Source organism: Citrobacter sp. RHBSTW-00524, from assembly GCF_013747755.1.
In the GTDB taxonomy this organism is placed as follows: domain Bacteria; phylum Pseudomonadota; class Gammaproteobacteria; order Enterobacterales; family Enterobacteriaceae; genus Citrobacter; species Citrobacter braakii.
In genome coordinates this window covers 3,721,386-3,738,941 of sequence record NZ_CP056421.1, presented here as the reverse complement: position 1 = coordinate 3,738,941, position 17,556 = coordinate 3,721,386, and the positions used below count along the sequence as shown (strand labels likewise).

Here is a 17,556-nt window from a genome sequence, read left to right as displayed (position 1 = left end):
TTTCAGGAGGGGTTATGAAAACCATCAAGGGGCCTGGCATTTTTCTGGCGCAATTTATCGGGGATCGCCCCCCATTTAACACCCTGGAAGGCGTGGCAAAATGGGCGGCGGAGCTGGGCTATAAGGCATTACAAATCCCGTGTAATCACAAGTCTTTGTTTGATGTCGAACAAGCAGCCAGAAGTCAGGCCTATTGTGATGATATTCGTGGGATGCTGGCCGGGCATGGGCTGGTGATTAGCGAACTATCTACCCATCTTGAAGGCCAACTGGTTGCCGTCCATCCGGCTTACGATGACGCTTTTGACGGATTTGCTCCGCTATCTGTACGCGCTAATCCGCAAGCCAGGCAGGCGTGGGCCATCGAAACCCTCCACCAGGCCGCTGCGGCTTCGCAAAGGCTGGGGCTGACGGCGCATGCCACGTTTTCAGGTTCGCTCGCCTGGCCCTTCTTTTATCCGTGGCCACCGCATAACCGTCAGCGCTTTGAAGAGGCTTTTCTGGAGCTGGCGCGCCGCTGGAGGCCCATTCTCGATCGCTTTGATCATCATGGGGTGGATGTTTGCTTTGAGATCCATCCCGGTGAAGACCTGCACGATGGCGTAACGTTCGAGCGCTTTCTGGCGCTGGTTAATCATCATCCTCGCTGCAACATTCTCTATGACCCGAGCCATCTGTTATTGCAGCAGATGGATTACCTTGGGTTTATCGATGTTTACCACTCGCGCATTAAAGCGTTTCACGTCAAGGACGCTGAGTACCACGCCAGTAGCCGCAGTGGTGTCTATGGCGGTTATCAGCCGTGGCTCGATCGCGCTGGGCGTTTCCGTTCCCTGGGGGACGGGCAGGTTGATTTCAAAACCATCTTCAGCAAGCTCACACAATATGATTTCCCTGGCTGGGCGGTACTGGAATGGGAGTGTTGCCTGAAAGACGCGCAAACCGGGGCGCGTGAGGGGAGCGATTTTATACGCCGCCACATTATTCCGGTTTCTTCACGCGCATTTGATGATTTCGCCGCTGGCGATGAGGTACGCAAATGATACAGGTTGGCATTATTGGCAGCGGTTTTATTGGGCCTGCACATATCGAGGCGTTGCGTCGACTCGGCGGTGTGAACGTGGTGGCGCTCTGTGATAGCTCGCTGGCGGTTGCCCAGGAACGTGCAGATGCTCTCCATATTCCTCAGGCGTACGGCAGCGTTGAGGCGCTGCTGGCGCATCCCGGACTGCAGGTGGTGCATAACTGTACACCGAATCATCTGCATGCCGACATCAATCGGCAGATTTTACGCGCGGGTCTGCACGTGTTTTCTGAAAAGCCGCTGTGTATGACGCCTGATGAGGCTCGTGAACTGGAAACGCTGGCGGAGCAGGTAGGAGTGGTACACGGCGTGAGCTTTGTCTATCGTCAGTTTGCGATGGTACAACAGGCTGCCAGCATGGTCAGGCGCGGTAGCGTGGGGCGTCTGTTTGCCGTCCAGGGGAGCTATTTGCAGGACTGGATGCTGCTGGAAACTGACTACAACTGGCGGGTCGATGCCAAACAAGGCGGCAACTCACGGGCGGTTGCGGATATCGGTTCCCACTGGTGTGACACGGTGCAATTCGTCACTGGAAAACGTATTGTCGAGGTGATGGCCGATCTGGCTATCGTCTGGCCGGTACGAAAAGCCAGCATCGCCGGTAACGCTACGTTTGGCCAGCAAATGACTGACCTGCAATTTGAGGATAAAGCGGTGACGACGGAAGATTGTGGATCGGTGCTGGTACGTTTTGACGATGGTAGCAAAGGCTGCTTTAGCGTTTCACAGGTGAGTGCCGGGCGCAAGAATCACCTGAGCTTTGAAATTAACGGTAGCCAGAGTTCACTGCACTGGGATCAGGAAACGCCGCAACAGCTTTGGGTCGGGCACCGTCAGCAGGCGAACCAGATCCTGACCGATGACCCTGGATTGATGAATGCGGATGTTGCTGCCAGTGCGCACTTTCCGGGTGGGCATATTGAGGGCTGGCCGGATGCGTTCAAGAATATGATGCAGCAGTTCTATCAGGCGGTGCAGGCAGGCAAAATGCCCGCGACGGCGGAGCGTCGATTTGCGTCATTTTCTGATGGTGCGGATGTGATGTATATCATTGATGCGATTATAAAAAGCCATCAGCAGCAGCGCTGGGTATCAGTGCAGCGCTAAACACGCACCCGGTTCGCCGGGCAGTGATTTTATGGTAGCCTCAACGTAAAGCCTAAACCGCAGGACTTGTCGTCGTTATGTCTATTCAAAAAATCGCCCAGCTTGCCGGTGTGTCGGTGGCGACGGTATCGCGTGTGCTGAATCACAGTGATACCGTCAAAGCCAAAAATCGCGAGCGCGTGCTACAGGCTATTAAAGAAAGCAATTATCAGCCCAACCTGCTGGCTCGTCAGCTGCGTACGGCACGCAGTTCGATGATTCTGGTGATGGTTTCCAACATTGCCAACCCTTTTTGTGCAGAGGTTGTTAAAGGCATTGAAGAAGAGGCGGAAAAGAATGGCTATCGCATTTTGCTGTGTAATTCCGGCTCGGATACCGCCCGCTCAAAATCGGCGCTAAAGCTGCTGTCTGGGAAAATCGTTGATGGCATTATCACCATGGATGCATTCTCAAAATTACCGGAACTGACCACGCTGATTGGCGACGCTCCCTGGGTTCAGTGTGCGGAATATGCTGATAAAGGCGCGGTTTCCTGCGTAGGGATTAACGATGTTGACGCTGCGCAGTCGGTAATATCTCACCTGGTGGAAAAGGGCTATCGACGCATTGCGCTAATCAATCATGATCTGAGTTATAAATACGCCCGGTTGCGTGAACGTGGCTATAAAGCGGCGCTGCATGCGCTGTCGCTTGAGTATCAGGCCGTAGAATACGCCAGCGAATTAAGTTCCAGCGCAGGAATTGCGGCGATGAAAACATTGCTTGCCGCAGAGGTGAAACCCGACGCGGTGTTTGCCGTATCGGACACGCTGGCCGCTGGCGCGATGCGTGCTATTCTCAATGCCGGATTACAGATCCCGCAGGATATCGCCGTCGTGGGCTTCGACGGTACGGAACTGGCAGAAATGGTTTCCCCACAGCTTTCGACCATTGAGCAGCCCTCGCGGGATATAGGCCGCAAAGCGGTAGGATTGCTGCTGAATAAAATAGAAAATCCTGACGCGCAGACGGAAAGGGTGATGATGGACTGGCGCTATATTTCACGCGCCAGTACCTGAGCGTTAGCGTTGAAATGCGCCTGACAGTGCGCGAATATCATTTCCGGTGGGTGATTGATGAATGCGCAAGCCAAATTCTTCGATCACGGCGAATATATGGTCGAAAATATCAGCCTGAATACTTTCATATTCCAGCCAGACCACCGTATTAGTAAAGGCATAAATTTCGATCGGTAAGCCGTGATCGTCTGGCGCAAGCTGGCGCACCATTAACGTCATATCTTTGCGAATCCGCGGATGATGACGCAAATATTCGTTCAGATAGGCGCGGAAGGTGCCAATATTCGTCATTCGACGGTGGTTTAATACCGATTCAGGCGCATCTAACTGCTGATTCCACTCGTCAATTTCCTGATGGCGCGTGGTCAAATACGGTTTCAGCAGGTGCGCTTTATGCAGCCGCTGACGCTCATCCTCATCAAGAAAATGAATGCTGGTAGCATCAATGCTGATGCTGCGTTTAATGCGTCGCCCACCGGAAGCCGACATCCCACTCCAGTTTTTAAAAGAGTCCGATACCAGTGACCAGGTTGGGATAGTGGTGATGGTGTTATCCCAGTTGCGCACTTTTACGGTGGTTAAGCCAATATCAATCACCGCGCCATCTGCGCCGTATTTAGGCATTTCCAGCCAGTCACCCAACTTCAACATATCGTTGGCTGAAAGCTGTATTCCGGCCACCAGCCCGAGGATCGGATCTTTAAACACCAGCATTAACACGGCGGCCATGGCACCCAGACCGCTTATCAATATTGCCGGTGACTGACCAATCAGCAGGGAAATCATCAATATTCCGACGACAATAGCGCTGATGAGCTTGATGCCCTGAAATATGCCTTTTAGCGGCAATTGCGATGCGGCAGGGAATTTTTGCGACAGATTGAGAATGACGTCCAGCAGGGAAAACAAGGACAACAGGGCGTACATCATGATCCACAGCTGTGCGCAGGTTACTAATATTTCTGCTGCTTCACTGCCTTTCTGTAACCAGAGTGCGGCCTGTATATTGACAATGATACCCTGCAGGGTGAATGCCAGCCGATGAAATAACTTGTTCTGCGTGATGATTTGTAGCCACAGGCGGGAGCTGGCGTTGGCGCGCTTTTCAAATGCGCGTAATACCACCCAGTGCAAAATAACGTGAACAATAATGGCGGTGATAAAAATAATGCCAAAAATCATCACCAGTGAGGTGGTGTGATTTATTTCAATGCCGAGTTCTTCTACCTGAGATATCAATTCCTGCATAACGTCTCCTTAATAAACAGCGGTCTATGATGACCGCTGTGTAGAGCTTATGCAAATGCGGGGATTAAACTTCCGTCAGTGTTGTTTCCAGCGGCAGACGAGATTTTGGCAGCGCGGCGTTGAAATCTTCTACGCTGTGATGACCCACCGGGACCACAACTACGCTGGTGAACCCTTTTTCTTTCAGGCCAAATTCTGCATCCATGACCGCCGCATCGAAACCTTCGATCGGCACCGCATCCAGACCCATCGCCGCCACGCCCAGCAGGAAGTTACCGACGTTCAGATACACCTGTTTTGCCATCCAGTGGTTGTCATCTTTCAGCTCTTTGCGATGCATGTCGGCAAAGAAGGTACGGCCTTTGTGGTTTGCGGCTTTGGCTTCAGGGGTGGCGAAACGGCCATCGCGCTCTTCTTGATCGACCACGCGCTCCAGCCAGGCATCGTCCATCGCCGTTTTGGCGCAGAACACCACGACGTGGGAAGCATCCAGCATTTTACGTTCGTTGAATACAAAGCCGCCGGCTGCGGATTTCGCCACGCGCGCTTTACCTTCGTCAGTGCTGGCAACGATAAAGTGCCACGGCTGAGAGTTGGTGCTGGACGGACTAAACTGCAGCAGCGTTTTTAATTTTTCGGCCTGCTCAGCGGTCAGTTTTTTATTCGGATCGAATGCCTTAGTGGAGTAACGTTTTAAGGCGACAGAAACAATATCCATAACTACTCCTGGTGATTTTTCATACCCTGCGGGTGCGTTTTGTTTCAGCAGGGTACAGGGTTAGCAAGAAAAAGATAAGACAGGAAAATGCAAAAACACTTATCGGAGTTAACGATAAATCAACCTGGACGCAGGCGTTTTTGATCCCGCTTCGCCAGGCCGTCTACGACGCGATGCCATGAATCATTTACCAACTCCGTCAGTAATGACTCGGTAATGTCGTCGCCTGGGTAGACCGATATCCAGTGCTTTTTATTCATGTGATAGCCGGGTTCAATGCTGGGGTAGATCTGCTGATTTAACAGTGACTTTTGCGGATCGGCTTTCAGGTTAACCAGCGGGCGTCCGCGAAGCTCTGAGACCAGCATAAAAATTTTGCCGCCGACTTTGAAGACATCGTATTCCGGGCCGAATGGCCAGCAGTGCTCGGTAAAAGGCAGTTCAAGCGCAAGGCGCTTTGCACAGGCATGTAAGGTCTGGCCGTCCATTATTTTTCCTCACGGGTGAGTGCGCGCCACATCGCCTCAAATCCCATCGAAATATATTCTTTTGCGCGAGCCGCGTCGCGGGCGGCGAACTCCATGGTGGTCTCTGCCAGAGAAAGAAACAGCGCGTCGCCAAAGGCGCGATACTCGTCAGACATAAACTCAGGTCGTACGGAGCGATGACAAAGATCGCGCAGTTCCGGGAACATATCGTCAGCCTGCTGTTCCGTTTCTTTGCTGATTTTCTCGCTGACGGCCAACTGGCGAATCGTGCGATGCCCGCAGGTATGGTTCAGGCCCCAGCTAATGTAGCTGTTCCAGATATAGTGAGTCATGGTTTTGGCATCGGTCACCGATCGATCCAAATTTGCCATCATCGACTGACAAAGGTCTTGCTTCAAAAAGAGGTAAAGCTCGTTGATCAAATCATCTTTGGTTGCGAAATAGCGAAACAACGTCCCCTCCGCAACCCCTGCATTGCGGGCTATCACGGCGGTAGATGCCGCAATGCCTGATTGTGCAAATGCTGTGGTTGCAGCTTCCAGTAATGCCAGTTTTTTGTCTTCACTCTTCGGACGAGCCACTACACTTTACCCTTAAGTCTGTAAAAAACATGATTGAATCACGGCCTTTGCAGCACCGCAACGGCGAATGTCAAAGATTGAAAATCATCTTGACGGCGAACTTTCGATTTCTATAATGAGTGCTTACTCACTCATAATCAAGAGTCAGTCGCGCAAACCAGCGGAAAGGGGCGCGTTTAAGGTCAGGATATGAAGCGTCTCACAGTTTGTGTGGTTGTTATTATGCTAATTGCCGCAGCTGCAAGTTTACCGTTTGTACTCAATGCCGGGTTTGGTCAGGCTCCGCAAGGGGCACAACTGAGTTTGGTTGAACAGTCACCTCACTATCGTGATGGACAGTTTCATAACCAGGTGCCGACACCGGGCTATACCGGCAACAAAGGCATGCTGGCGGCCTGGTGGGAATTTCTGGTCGCTAAGCGTGATAATGCGCGCCCGGCGCAGCCGTTACCGCTGGTGGCAACCGATCTCGCCGGACTTTCGCCACAGCAGGATACTCTGGTCTGGCTGGGCCACTCCTCATGGTATTTGCAGCTGGCGGGTCAACGTATCCTGATTGATCCGGTATTTAGCAATTATGCCGCACCGTTTTCATTCCTGAACAAAGCCTTTGCCGGGGATTATCCGTGGACTGCGCAGACGATGCCGGAGATCGATCTGCTCATTATCTCGCACGATCACTATGACCATCTGGATCTCGCCACTATCAAGGCGTTAATGCCGAAAATTAAGCGAGTGATTACGCCGCTCGGCGTAGGGTCGCATCTGCGTTACTGGGGGATGCGCAGCGAGATAATCGAAGAGCGGGACTGGAATCAGTCCGTCAGAGTGACGGATTCGCTGATCGTTCATGTGCTGCCTGCTCGTCATTTTTCGGGGCGCGGTATCAAGCGCAACCAGACGCTATGGGCGAGCTTTATGTTCGAAACGCCGGAGCAGAACGTTTATTACAGCGGAGATTCCGGCTATGGACCGCATTTTAAAGCCATCGGTGAGCAGTTTGGCTCGGTTGATTTGGCGATTATGGAGAACGGTCAATATGACCAGGACTGGAAGTTTATTCACATGATGCCAGAAGAGACGGCGCAGGCCGCGGCCGATCTGCATGCGAAAGCCGTGTTGCCAGGGCATGCCGGCCGTTTCGTTCTGGCGAAACATACCTGGGATGATCCCTACAAACGACTGGCGCTTGCCAGCCGTCGTCAGGATTACCGACTACTGACGCCAATGCTGGGTGAACCGGTAATTCTGTCCGAACCGGACCAACCGTTTACGGCCTGGTGGCAACAGGCGACTCAATGAATACAGGGGAGAGCATGATGACGATTTCTGCTCAGGTCATTGATACGATTGTTGAATGGATTGATGATAATTTGAATCAGCCATTGCGCATTGATGATATTGCACGCCATGCGGGATATTCCAAATGGCACCTGCAGCGTCTTTTTATGCAGTACAAAGGTGAAAGCCTCGGGCGCTACATCCGCGAGCGTAAGCTGCTACTGGCGGCGCGCGATCTACGCGATACCGACCAGAAAGTGTATGACATCTGTTTGAAATACGGATTCGATTCGCAGCAGACCTTTACGCGAATTTTCACCCGTACGTTCAGCCAGCCGCCGGGCGCGTATCGCAAAGAAAATCATAGCCGAACGCATTAACGGCAAAGGGTTCTCGCGGGTCTAATCCGCCAGCGAGAACCAGCGCCGCCAGATAAAACGCAGTACAAAATATTCAATCACCCCCAGCAGTAAAAACCACAGACAAAACAGCAAAGTATAAAATTGGTTGAGATCCATTAGATGAAAGGTGGCGACGAGTTTTTGCGCCAGCACAATGCCCAGTGAGGGGGCGGGCAGCAGCAGGCAAGACAAAAAAGCCAGCAGCAGGATCCCTGCGGCGGTCATCAGTGATTCAAGCGGGTGTTTCATTGTATTGTTAAACTTGAGTTAAAAAGCCATTGTCCGGGATCTCTGTGGGCAACGCAAACGCCACGCTTACAGCCCGGCCCAAATCTCACAATGTTTTTTCACCAGACCACTCAGAGATCCGCCATCGGCGACAAAATCACGCATGCTCTGCGCTTCATCATGACCATTTTTAACCTGCAGGCGTAAGGATTCAATCGCGCTGGTCGCGCCTACTTTGTCCGCAGAAGCGGCGACATTCTCCAGTAGCCGTAGCGTGTCATCTGACAGGCGGTGCCCATCGCCGGTATTGACGTCGGTGATGATTCCCTCCATGCCAAAGCGGCAGGCCTGAAAACGGTTAAATTTATACAGCAGGTAATCACGCTCCTGGTGCTTGAATGGCCGTTTAGTGAGCAACCAGTGGGCGGTAGCCTGAATAAGTCCCGCCATATTGACTGCGTGTTCAAGGGTTAGCGGAGTGTCCATGACGCGAACCTCTACCGTACCAAAGTGCGGGCTGGGGCGGATATCCCAGTGTAAATCTTTAATGCTATCAATCATGCTGGTGTAAGCCAGTCGACGAAATAACCCCTCGAATTCCTGCCAGCTATTCACCCACGGCATCGGGCCATTATCGGGAAATCCGGAGAAAATATTCAGCCATGCGCAGGCAAACCGCGTGTCGGACGTTTGCATATAAGGTGAGGCGGCAGAGAGTGCAATAAAATGGGGAACAAATCGCGACAGGCCGTGCAGGAGGTAAATAGCATCATCGCCGTTTGCACAGCCGATGTGCACATGTTGGCCGAATACCGTCGCCTGCTGAATAAGATAGCCAAAATTTTCCAGGTTGCGCCGATAGCGTTCGTCATCGCAGACTTCCTGACGTTGCCATTTTTGAAACGGATGCGTACCGCCGCCACAGATGGCGAGGTGATGCTCGGCAGCAACCCGTGAGATTATCTGCTGCATGGCGGATAATTCAGCACTCGCCTGGTCGATATTGCGACAAACCCCGGTCGCCATCTCCAGCATACTTTCAGTGATATCGTGCTTTACTTCTCCGGCGGTGAGCTGCGGCTTTACGGCGTCAATCAGTCGGGAAGAGTCCTGGCTCAGGTCGTAGCCCGGAGGATTGACCACCTGCATTTCCAGTTCAATGCCTAACGTAAAAGGGTCAGAAACATGAAAATCGGGTAGGGACATAGTGTTCTCTTCAGCGTTGATTTTTAATCAGTATAGACGCGTCATCTTGCAAGCTGCATATAGAAGGGCCGCTGATTTTCTGTTCGATGTCAGAAATCCCCCCGCGATGCTTTGACGGCGAAATGGCCGGTGTTATAACTATTTTTTACTTCGCAACAGGGGTTGAATCGTGCCGGAAATTAATCTTTATGGACAGACCGTCGGCGATATTGTGCCTGACTGGAATGGTGCTGCCGTACTGCCGCGGGAAGAACTTGCAGGGCAATATTGTCGACTGGTTCCCCTGGATGCCGACAGCCATGCCGCCGATCTGTTTGATGCTTACGCGCAGGCGCCAGACGATCGCGACTGGACCTGGCTTGCAAGTTCTCGCCCCACGAGCGTTGAGGCCACAGCTTGCTGGGTAGAGGGCAAATCCACGGATGCATCTCTGGTTCCCTATGCTGTCATTGAACAGCGTTCCGGTCGTGCGGTGGGACTGGTGTGCTTTATGGCGATCGAACGGGAGCATGGTTCGGTTGAAATTGGTCATGTAACCTGGTCACCGCGCATGAAAAATACGGTACTCGGCACCGAAAGCATCTGGCTGTTGCTGCGCCAGGCGTTTGCGTTGGGCTATCGTCGCGTGGAGTGGAAATGTGACTCTCTGAACACGGCTTCCCGTCGGGCGGCGGAGCGCCTTGGGTTTATCTTCGAAGGACGTTTTCGCCAGAAGATTGTGCGCAAGGGGCGTAATCGCGACAGCGACTGGTTATCGATGATTGATAGCGAATGGCCCCAGTGCGACGCTGTTTTGCAGCGCTGGCTGGCTGCCGACAACTTCGACGAAAAAGGGCAGCAACGCCGATCTCTGGCGGCGTGTCAGCCGCAGTAGCTCGCTTTTGAAGAATTAACAGTGCGCTCACAGTCAGTTATGGCTGCGGGCGCATTTATCATTAGCGTTGATTTATTAACGGGTTTGCCAACGGGTGCGTTCGACGGCTCCTTGCCATTCATGCCAGCGTTTTTGCAATCTCCCATGGCGCGCCATGTTTGGCTGGAACGATACGTGATCGGGCAGATAATCTCGCAACTGGCTGGTAGATGCACCTTGCAGCTTCTTGCGTGCCAGCAATCCGGCACCGATAGCGGAAAGTTCAGGGATATCGCTGCGCATCACCGGACAGCCCAATAAATCGGCTTGATACTGCATTAGCCAGTCATTTTTTGTTGGCCCGCCATCAACCATTAACGCGCTGAGTCGAAAACCGTTGTGCTGGCGCATCGCTAAAACAACATCGGCAATCTGATAGGTAATCGACTCCAGTGCCGCACGTACCAAATGTGCGCGTTTCACTCCGCGGCTGAGACCGTGAATCAACCCCCGGGCATCTTCATCCCACCAGGGCGCGCCCAGCCCGGTAAGGGCCGGAACAAAATAGACGCCCAGCGTGGAGTCAACCGTGGCGGGCAGCGTATTGAGCTCATGAAGCAGTTGCTCTTCCGGTAATTCGCTAAGACCTGTGCTATCGGCCATCCATGCGACGGCATCTCCCGTATGCGGAATATTACCTTCCAGTCCGTAGACCAGGGTGTCAGCGTCATGCCAGGCTATGGTCGTTGCCAGCGCGCTCACCTCGGACTGCGCCGAGAATACGGGAGCCATAATGGAAGATCCGGTGCCATAGGTCGCTTTGACGCAGCCTTCCATACCCAGCCCATGGGCAAAAAGCGCAGCATGAGAGTCGCCAATCATCGCCAGAATAGGGATTCCATCAGGTATCCTCTCCAGACCTTTTGTTACGCCAAAATGGTGGCTGGAAGGGCAAACTTCGGGCAACGCCTGCTGCGGGATACCGAATAGAGCCAACATCTCGTTATCCCATTGTCCGCTGTTGAGATTGAGCAACTGCGTGCGTGAAGCGTTGGAGATGTCGCAACGAAATTCCTCGCCGTGCGTTAAGTTCCACAGTAACCAGCTATCGATGGTCCCGAGACATATTTCCCCTTGCTGTGCGAGCGTCATACCGTTGGGAACTGACTCCAGCAGCCAGCGCATTTTAGAGGCGGAAAAGAGTGGGGCAACGGGTAATCCGGTGATGGATTTTATGTACGCTTCGTGCCCCTGTTCACGTAATGCACGGCAAAAATCTGCCGTGCGCGAACATTGCCAGGTGATAGCAGGGCCGATAGGGCGACCGCTGGCACGATACCAGCCTATCGCCGTTTCACGTTGATTGCTGATCGCCAGCGCTGCGACGCGTTGTGCGCCGACGCAGGCAATGGCTTGTGCCACAACATCCAGCGATGCGTCCAGAAGTGCACCACCTGACTGTTCAACCCAGCCTTCACGGGGCGTGTGGATCGCCAGCGCGCGGGAGAACTTCGCGACCACGTTTCCCTGACCATCCAGCGCTACGGCTTTGGCATTGGTGGTGCCTTCATCAAGCGCAATAATAATGTCTTTTTGTGCTGACATTGTTTTCTCCAGCCCTTCGGTTTCCCTGAGTATTAGCGATGGAAAAAGGTATCCACCCCGAGATAGCGGGTGAAAGCTTCATGCAGTACCTCTGCGCTGGCGGAATGGTTCATTGCCACGTGATGCTCAAAGCCATTACGACAAATCCAGGCCAGTAGGTTCTCCAGATGAGGCACCTGGATTACCGCTCGGCAGCCGACAGTGTCCAGCGGATCGTCAACCGATAGCCCTTCACCGACGTAGGCTTTGATTTCGCCGGTTAAATCGTCGGTACTCAGGCGGAAGTAGGTCAAGGCACCGCTTTTCATACGACCGTGAACTGCACCGCAGGTGTTCTCTTTACCGACGGTGGTACCGATGATATCCGCCGTCCCCATCTTCGGGCTGTCCAGACTGGCTGATGCGAAATTACCGCAGTGAAAAAGAACGCATTTATCACGATCGTCGCCGAAATTATTGTTCCAGTCGGCAATGGATGCTGGACTTAAGTTGCTGCTGGCGAGGGCGTACATTGACAACGCGCCCATCACATCCACTTCGCAGGCACTGGGCATTAACTGCCCGGACATCACGCTCATGATTGAGCAAACGTTGATGCCTAAATTTTCCTGCAGCGAGGTCCAGCACTGGATGGCAGTCGTATCAATATCATTAGCGATGACCCATTCGCTGATAACGACAAACAGTTTTGCCATGGTGACCAGTTTGTCGGCTGGAATGGCGCTGGCGTCGGCGTTATCCATCAACAGGCGGCGTTTTTCATCCACCCGGATATCGTCGTCGCGCAGTCGTTTGATGCGGGTAAAGACTTCAGACAGATCCAGTGTTTCAACGGCAATACCCAGTCTTTCGAGCAATTTTTCGCTGTAGCGGACGGTGTTAAACCCAGCTGGACGTGCGCCGATAGCGCCGACGCGAACTCCGCGCATGCTGGCGACCACGCGACAGATTTGTTCGAAACGTTTCAGATCTTGTGCAAACACCTCGCCTGACAGGTCGCAGACATGCTGGGTGGTTAGCGTAAACGGAATACCGTACTGGCGCATGTTATTGCACAGGGAGATCTTGCCGCAGAAGCTGTCACGGCGAGTGGCAAGCCCCATTTTATCCAGGTTGTCTTCCTGCGCCTGGATCAGAACCGGGACATCTAAACCGGAAAGTCGCAGCGTTTCCGCTATCGCTTTTTCATCGCCAAAGTTCGGCAGTAGTACCACCACACCGTGAATCTTGTCGCGGTGAGCGCGGAAAAGTTCAGCACAAACTTTCGCATCCTGACGGGTTTCAACACCGCCGAGTTCTGTCTGCGTTTCGTTGAGCATTATGGTGTTAATGCCCAGCCGCTCAAAGAGCACGCTGGCTTGTTCGCGGGCTTCAGCAACCAGATAGCTCGGGAAAAATCCCCGATTGCCAATAATCACCGCCATGGTCAACTGATGAGGAATTCGTGACATCGCTTTCTCCAGTAAGTGTTCTGTTGTTGTTATTGTTTTATCGTGTTGCCAGCAACAGTGCGGTGGCGTTTTTCACGACACCCGCCGCGTCAATTTCATGGCGTGCGCGCGTTGCTGCACGATCGGCTGCGATTGCATATTGGCCATCGGCAATCCCCAATCTACGCAGTGGAATAGCACAGCCAGCTTCTGCCAGCACTTCAGCCACCAGACTTCCCACGCCGCCATTAATGTTATGTTCTTCCACGCTAACCACTGCCTTGCAGTGGGTTAAAGCTGCCAGTAACTGTTGGGTATTGCAGGGACGAATTGACGGTACACTGATTACGCTGGCGTCAATACCCGCCTGTTCCAGCACTGTGGCAGCCTCGACAATTTCATGCACAGTTGAGCCCATTGCCACCAGTGCGACATCTTTTCCTTTGCGCAAAATATCGATATTACCCGGCGCGAACTGGTAGTTTTCGTCGTGTAATTCGGGTAAGGCTTTGCCATCCAGGCGAATATAAACCGGACCTATGTGGCTTAAGGCGTAATCGAGAATCTGTCGGCATTCCACCGGACAGGACGGGGCGTAAATCTCAATATTGCCAAAACCGCGTAGCACGGAAATATCATCAATGCTGTGGTGCGTACTGGCGAGCGGTCCGTAGCTGGCCCCTGCGTTCAGGCCAATCAACTTCACGTTGGTATTGTTGTAGCAAATGTCGACTTTAATTTGCTCATTGGCCCGTGAAATCAAGAAGGGCGCAGCGTTACAGGTGACGGCGATTTTACCGCCCAGCGCCAGTCCGGCAGCAGCACCGACCAACGTCTGTTCGGCAATACCCACGTTGACCAGACGACCGGGAAATTCCTTCATAAATGGGGCGATTTTTGCTGTTGATGTTGAGTCAGCCACCACCGGCACAACATCCATTCCACGTTTGACCGCAGCAATTAACGTGTTCACCATGACGGTGGCGAGGTGTTCGCTATTACGCATCTTTCAGTTCCTCCAGCGCCAGTTCAACTTCTTCTCCTTTTGGCACGCGGTGGTGCCATTCCGGGCGGCCCTGGATAAAAGAGATCCCGGCTCCTTTGGTGGTGTGTGCAATGACGACATATGGCTTGCCTTCAGGGGTTAATCCTTCCAGCGTGCGCACCACATCGCTCATATCGTTCCCGCGACACTCTGTGACTTGCATACCGAAGGCTCGCCATTTTTCATCCAGCGGATCGGTGTTCATGATCTCTTTGGTTGAGCCGGCAAGCTGGAGGTTATTTTTGTCGTTGATGATAATCAGGTTATCCAGTTTATAGTGGGCAGCGACCAGTGCCGCTTCCCAGTTGCTGCCTTCGGCCAGTTCACCATCACCGGTGACGACAAACACCCGGCGTTTGCTGTTGCTGCGTTTAGCCGCCAGCGCAATCCCTACTGCAACCGGCAGACCGTGACCAAGAGCTCCGGTATTCAATTCAATTCCTGGCGTTTTATGTTTTACCGGATGCCCCGGCAGATGCGAATCAGCGTGTTGATAGGTCGCCAGCCAGTCCACAGGAATAAAACCGGCTTCAGCCAAGACACAGTAGTAACCGCCCACAGCGTGACCTTTTGACTGGATGTAGATATCGCGCTCGTCGCTCTCTTTAATCTCCGGGGAGCAATTCAGGATGCGAAAATAGAGTGCTGTCAGCAGTTCAACCTGCGACAGGTCTGCGCCAGTGTGCCCGCCAGCCGGGCTTTCAGCATTCAACACGATAATGCGGCGACGCACGGCACGTGCTTTCTTTTCTAGCTCAGGTATTGAGAGCGAAAACGGATTCATAAGACACCTCTTGAATGTTTAATCTTGAATGAATAAATATTCCATGTGAGTGCAGTAGTGCAACTGTCTCTCTACCCACCACGTAATCTGCAGATAAAACAGTCAGTCGTTATTGGCTAGAATAAATATTCACTACTGATTTATTATTCACGATTAAAGATATGCCTTGTCTGGCGGTTTGTCTACGGCTTGTGCCACCAAATTTTGGAGAAAAGAGAAAAGGATCACACTAACGTGATAACTGGAAAGGTACTGATGACTTGTTATCTATTCAGGTATGAATAAAAATAACAGGCAGTTTATCAGGGGGAATGCCATGTCAAAGCAGGATGAACAGCGGTTGCTGGTTAAGATTGCCACGCTTTACTACGCCGAAAATAAAAAACAGTCTGAAATCGCCACGCTGCTGCATTTGTCGCAGTCCTTTGTCTCCCGTGCTTTAACGCGTTGTCAGAAAGAAGGGCTGGTGAAAATCACCGTCGTACAGCCGACCAATATCTTTGTGGCGCTGGAAAAAGCCATTGAAGAGCAGTTTGGTATTCGTCAGGCGATTGTCGTGGATGTCGGTGACAACCCCAGCAATACGCAAATTAAGCATGCAATTGGCAGCGCGGCGGCGCATTACGTTGAAACCCGCTTGCGAGCCGAGGACCTGGTTGGAATTTCCTCCTGGAGTAGCACCATTCGCTGTATGGTCGATGAGATGCACCCGCAAAATATCCGTGCGGCGGGGGTGATCCAACTGCTGGGCGGCGTAGGGCCGAATGGTAACGTGCAGGCCACGATTCTTACGCAACAGTTGGCAGCGCACCTTGGCTGTCCGGCCTGGCTGCTGCCTTCACAAAGTATTGAGCATTCGGTTGAAGAGCGTACACGGTTGGTTAACAGCCCTGACGTTGCCGCGGTGGTTGAAAAGTTTGCTGAAGTGGATGTGGCAATTGTCGGTATTGGCGAACTGGAGCCTTCTCAATTGCTGAAAAACTCAGGCAACTACTACAACGAAGAAATGTTGCGACTGCTCGCCGAGCGCGGCGCAGTAGGCGATATCTGTCTGCATTATTACGATGCAGCAGGTAACCCGGTACTCAGCCATGAGGAAGACCCGGTCATCGGAATGGAGCTTTCGCAGATCCGGGAGTGTAACCACGTGATTGCTTTGGCTGGTGGTGTGGAAAAACAGAATGCGATACGCGGGGCATTGCAGGGGAATTATATTGACGTATTGATCACCGACTACCCGACAGCCCGCAGTCTGGTGAAAGGGTGATGTCACGGTGAGTTAAACAATTGACAGCCCCAGGAGGCCCCTGGAGCTGTCTGGTTGTGCATATCAGACTTTTCAGAGGGGATCACTGACTTTCCATCGCCGCCTTTTGTGCTACCACCGCGGCTTTTTGCTGCATCCGGTTTTGCATCTGGTCGATGATGACCGCGACGATAATCACGATACCTTTAATCACCATTTGCCAGAACTCGCTGACGCCCATCATCACCAGACCATCGGCCAGAAAACCAATAACGAAAGCGCCAATCAGCGTGCCTAAAATCGTGCCCCGTCCACCGGCCAGTGACGTACCGCCGAGAACCACTGCGGCAATGGCGTTCATCTCAAATGCCGTACCGTTGGCCGGATGGCTGGCGGAAAGCTGTGCCGAGACCACAATTCCAGCAATCGCGGCACACAGTCCGGATAGGGTATACACCCAGATTTTCACCTGTTTTACTTTTACCCCTGACAGCTCAGCAGCGCGCTCGTTATCCCCGATGGCGTAAACGTGGCGACCAAAGGGTAGACGACGAGCGACGTAAGCAATGACCAGTGCCAGCACAATCATCATCCAGATGGCCCACGGAATCCCAAACAGTGTACCGGCACCAATCTCATCAAAACCGGTATTGCCGAGCTGCGGATTGCCGGAAAGCCCGGGAAAGGTTTGCCCATCGGAGGTCAGCATCGCCGCCCCGCGCAAAACGTACATGGTTCCGAGCGTACAAATAAACGGTGCGACGTTATAGTGGGTGATGATCCAACCATTCGCCGCGCCAATCAGCCCACCAATCAACAAGACGACAGGCACAATCACCCAGACGCTGGGGAAAATTGCGATGCCGAACATTGGCAATACAATGCCTTTAGTGATTAGCCATCCCGCGACCATGCCGCACAGCCCAAGCGTAGCGCCAATTGAGAGATCAATCCCGGCGGTAATAATGACAAACGTGATCCCCAGCGCCAGAAAGGCGTTAATGGCGATATGCTTGATCATAATGACCATGCTGCCGCCAGAGAGAAATCCCGGTACGGTGAAGGCAAAGAACCCGACGATTAAAAACAGTGCAATAAAAGTGCGCAGTTTTAGGATTAGTAGCAGGATATTTTCCCGAGAGAAGGCGACTGTGGAGCGAGGCGCGATGGCGGCAGATTGTAGTGTTTTCATA

The 17,556-nt window shown here is 52.7% G+C and carries 18 protein-coding genes; 7 read left to right on the top strand and 11 right to left on the bottom strand.

What is annotated here, in order from left to right; translation table 11 throughout:
• Window positions 1-14 precede the first annotated feature (14 nt).
• From HV229_RS18145 to HV229_RS18135, 3 genes are all read left to right on the top strand, one after another.
• On the top strand, window positions 15-1,043 hold the full coding sequence (locus HV229_RS18145; protein WP_181546083.1) for a sugar phosphate isomerase/epimerase family protein: 1,029 nt from the start codon (window positions 15-17) through the stop codon (window positions 1,041-1,043).
• Window positions 1,040-2,191 (top strand): Gfo/Idh/MocA family oxidoreductase, encoded by a 1,152-nt coding sequence (locus HV229_RS18140; protein ID WP_181546081.1) that lies wholly within the window; start codon window positions 1,040-1,042, stop codon window positions 2,189-2,191. The genes HV229_RS18145 and HV229_RS18140 overlap by 4 nt, the downstream gene beginning before the upstream one ends.
• Window positions 2,192-2,268: 77 nt before the next feature.
• Window positions 2,269-3,249 carry a LacI family DNA-binding transcriptional regulator gene (locus HV229_RS18135; RefSeq protein ID WP_016152169.1) on the top strand — a complete coding sequence of 327 codons (981 nt, stop codon included), beginning with the start codon at window positions 2,269-2,271 and terminating at the stop codon, window positions 3,247-3,249.
• A 3-nt stretch (window positions 3,250-3,252) separates the two neighbouring features.
• On the opposite strand, the gene HV229_RS18130 is transcribed toward HV229_RS18135, so the two are convergent.
• The 4 genes from HV229_RS18130 to HV229_RS18115 form a co-directional block, all read right to left on the bottom strand.
• Complete coding sequence (locus HV229_RS18130; protein WP_016152170.1) at window positions 3,253-4,497, bottom strand: mechanosensitive ion channel family protein; 1,245 nt, start codon at window positions 4,495-4,497, stop codon at window positions 3,253-3,255.
• 64 nt (window positions 4,498-4,561) lie between these two features.
• Complete coding sequence (gene nfsB, locus HV229_RS18125; protein ID WP_016152171.1) at window positions 4,562-5,215, bottom strand: oxygen-insensitive NAD(P)H nitroreductase; 654 nt, start codon at window positions 5,213-5,215, stop codon at window positions 4,562-4,564.
• A gap of 119 nt (window positions 5,216-5,334) precedes the next feature.
• A complete protein-coding gene (locus tag HV229_RS18120) occupies window positions 5,335-5,703 on the bottom strand; it encodes an MmcQ/YjbR family DNA-binding protein (RefSeq protein ID WP_016152172.1) in 369 nt (122 codons plus the stop codon).
• Window positions 5,703-6,284, bottom strand: coding sequence for a TetR/AcrR family transcriptional regulator (locus tag HV229_RS18115; protein WP_016152173.1), 582 nt, complete (start codon window positions 6,282-6,284; stop codon window positions 5,703-5,705). Before HV229_RS18115 ends, HV229_RS18120 begins: the two co-directional genes overlap by 1 nt.
• A 189-nt stretch (window positions 6,285-6,473) precedes the next feature.
• Between HV229_RS18115 and HV229_RS18110 the strand changes: the two genes are divergently transcribed.
• Both HV229_RS18110 and HV229_RS18105 read left to right on the top strand, forming a co-directional pair.
• On the top strand, window positions 6,474-7,586 hold the full coding sequence (locus HV229_RS18110; protein ID WP_016152174.1) for an MBL fold metallo-hydrolase: 1,113 nt from the start codon (window positions 6,474-6,476) through the stop codon (window positions 7,584-7,586).
• A 17-nt stretch (window positions 7,587-7,603) separates the two neighbouring features.
• A complete protein-coding gene (locus HV229_RS18105; RefSeq protein WP_003021996.1) occupies window positions 7,604-7,945 on the top strand; it encodes a RamA family antibiotic efflux transcriptional regulator in 342 nt (113 codons plus the stop codon).
• A 21-nt stretch (window positions 7,946-7,966) separates the two neighbouring features.
• On the opposite strand, the gene HV229_RS18100 is transcribed toward HV229_RS18105, so the two are convergent.
• Together HV229_RS18100 and HV229_RS18095 are read right to left on the bottom strand one after the other, a co-directional pair.
• A complete protein-coding gene (locus HV229_RS18100; protein WP_016152175.1) occupies window positions 7,967-8,215 on the bottom strand; it encodes a DUF1158 domain-containing protein in 249 nt (82 codons plus the stop codon).
• Window positions 8,216-8,281: 66 nt separating this feature from the next.
• Entirely contained in the window at window positions 8,282-9,400 is a 1,119-nt protein-coding gene (locus tag HV229_RS18095; RefSeq protein WP_181546079.1) for a YbdK family carboxylate-amine ligase, read from the bottom strand.
• Between the two features lie 169 nt (window positions 9,401-9,569).
• Between HV229_RS18095 and HV229_RS18090 the strand changes: the two genes are divergently transcribed.
• Complete coding sequence (locus tag HV229_RS18090; protein ID WP_016152177.1) at window positions 9,570-10,274, top strand: GNAT family protein; 705 nt, start codon at window positions 9,570-9,572, stop codon at window positions 10,272-10,274.
• 75 nt (window positions 10,275-10,349) lie between these two features.
• On the opposite strand, the gene HV229_RS18085 is transcribed toward HV229_RS18090, so the two are convergent.
• The 4 genes from HV229_RS18085 to HV229_RS18070 are packed head-to-tail and all read right to left on the bottom strand — an operon-like array spanning window position 10,350 to window position 15,117.
• Window positions 10,350-11,858 (bottom strand): FGGY-family carbohydrate kinase, encoded by a 1,509-nt coding sequence (locus HV229_RS18085; RefSeq protein ID WP_181546077.1) that lies wholly within the window; start codon window positions 11,856-11,858, stop codon window positions 10,350-10,352.
• Between the two features lie 32 nt (window positions 11,859-11,890).
• Complete coding sequence (locus HV229_RS18080) at window positions 11,891-13,309, bottom strand: L-fucose/L-arabinose isomerase family protein (RefSeq protein WP_047358063.1); 1,419 nt, start codon at window positions 13,307-13,309, stop codon at window positions 11,891-11,893.
• Between the two features lie 37 nt (window positions 13,310-13,346).
• Window positions 13,347-14,294 carry a transketolase C-terminal domain-containing protein gene (locus HV229_RS18075; protein WP_047358064.1) on the bottom strand — a complete coding sequence of 316 codons (948 nt, stop codon included), beginning with the start codon at window positions 14,292-14,294 and terminating at the stop codon, window positions 13,347-13,349.
• Window positions 14,287-15,117: a transketolase gene (locus HV229_RS18070; RefSeq protein WP_016152181.1), complete on the bottom strand. Its 831-nt coding sequence runs from the start codon at window positions 15,115-15,117 to the stop codon at window positions 14,287-14,289. Before HV229_RS18070 ends, HV229_RS18075 begins: the two co-directional genes overlap by 8 nt.
• Before the next feature lie 316 nt (window positions 15,118-15,433).
• Between HV229_RS18070 and HV229_RS18065 the strand changes: the two genes are divergently transcribed.
• A complete protein-coding gene (locus tag HV229_RS18065; protein ID WP_047358065.1) occupies window positions 15,434-16,384 on the top strand; it encodes a sugar-binding transcriptional regulator in 951 nt (316 codons plus the stop codon).
• Window positions 16,385-16,466: 82 nt separating this feature from the next.
• On the opposite strand, the gene HV229_RS18060 is transcribed toward HV229_RS18065, so the two are convergent.
• Complete coding sequence (locus HV229_RS18060; protein WP_016152183.1) at window positions 16,467-17,555, bottom strand: ABC transporter permease; 1,089 nt, start codon at window positions 17,553-17,555, stop codon at window positions 16,467-16,469.
• Window position 17,556 lies beyond the last annotated feature (1 nt).